Source organism: Thalassolituus sp. UBA2590 (genome assembly GCF_002339775.1).
In the GTDB taxonomy this organism is placed as follows: Bacteria; Pseudomonadota; Gammaproteobacteria; order Pseudomonadales; family Oceanobacteraceae; genus Thalassolituus.
Map to the genome: position 1 here is coordinate 1,690 of NZ_DDKU01000013.1, position 1,160 is coordinate 2,849.

Genomic DNA, 1,160 nt, shown 5'->3' on the forward strand with positions numbered 1-1,160 from the left:
GTGAAGCTGTCCGCCGAAAAATACTGTTCTGCTTCCATTATGCTGGAACAAGGCGGTGTTGAAATTACTCATAGCTATACTGTCGCCGAAGCTGAATAAATCCTGGCTAGGCATTTGAGGTTACCGATTTGAATAATAAGCTGCGCCTGCATGGCTTTAACAATCTGACGAAGACGCTGAGCTTTAACATCTATGATGTCTGCTATACCAAGACCGAGAAAGAGCGTCTTGAGTACATTGAGTACATCGATGAGCTCTATAGTGCCGACCGATTGACCAAGATTCTGACGGAAGTTGTCGACATTATTGGTGCTCATATTCTGAATATTGCGCGTCAGGACTACGAGCCAGAGGGTGCCAGTGTCACCATGCTGATTGCCGAGCATGAGGTACCGCCACCGGAAGATATGGTTGAAGAGAAACCGGGTCCTTTACGTGACTCTGTAGTCGCTCACTTGGATAAGTCTCATGTCACCGTGCATACCTATCCTGAAAGTCACCCGCATGGCGGTATTTCGACTTTCCGGGCAGACATTGATGTGTCTACGTGTGGGCTTATTTCACCGCTGAAGGCGTTGAACTATCTGATCCACTCACTGGATTCGGACATCGTGACCGTTGACTACCGCGTCCGTGGCTTTACTCGTGACGAGGACGGTGTGAAGCATTACATCGATCACGACATTAACTCGATTCAGAACTACATGACCGAAGACACTCGTAATGCCTACGAGATGATTGATGTTAACGTGTATCAGGAGAATCTTTTCCACACAAAGATGATCCTGAAAGATTTTGAGCTGGATAATTATCTGTTTGGAGAGCGCTCCAAAAATATGAGCGCCGAAGAGCGTGCTGAAGTAGAGGCTAAGGTGCGTAAAGAAATGCTCGAAATCTTTTACTCAAGAAATATGCCGTAACCTTGAGGTTGTTGGCCGTCAATGTAAAACGCTGAGCTATGCTCAGCGTTTTCGTATGGGGTAAACGGCGAGAATACGCCCACGGGAATCCTTCGACTGGCGTAATGCACAGGTGAGCAATCCGCCCACAATAATCACTCCGCTGAGAACGGCGTAGGTAAACAACATCTGAAACGTCTCCTGGTCCTTATGGTCAGTGTCTGTTTCAGAGTAGCTGCTTCAGTGGATTATGCGAGTAGC

General features: G+C 47.4%; 2 protein-coding genes. One reads left to right on the top strand and one right to left on the bottom strand.

The genetic code is table 11. The features are described 5' to 3' along the window. Window positions 1-128: 128 nt before the first annotated feature. Window positions 129-920 (top strand): adenosylmethionine decarboxylase, encoded by a 792-nt coding sequence (gene speD, locus B2067_RS01060; RefSeq protein ID WP_068439016.1) that lies wholly within the window; start codon window positions 129-131, stop codon window positions 918-920. 42 nt (window positions 921-962) lie between these two features. Here speD and B2067_RS01065 read toward each other — a convergent pair whose 3' ends face one another. Then, the gene (locus B2067_RS01065; protein WP_273092020.1) at window positions 963-1,088 is read right to left on the bottom strand and encodes a hypothetical protein; all 126 of its coding nucleotides are present in this window, start codon (window positions 1,086-1,088) and stop codon (window positions 963-965) included. Between the last annotated feature and the right edge of the window lie 72 nt (window positions 1,089-1,160).

Coding starts and splice junctions, on each gene's coding strand:
- B2067_RS01065 (WP_273092020.1), bottom strand. CDS start 1,088: ATGTTGTTTACCTACGCCGTTCTCAGCGGAGTGATTATTGTGGGCGGA.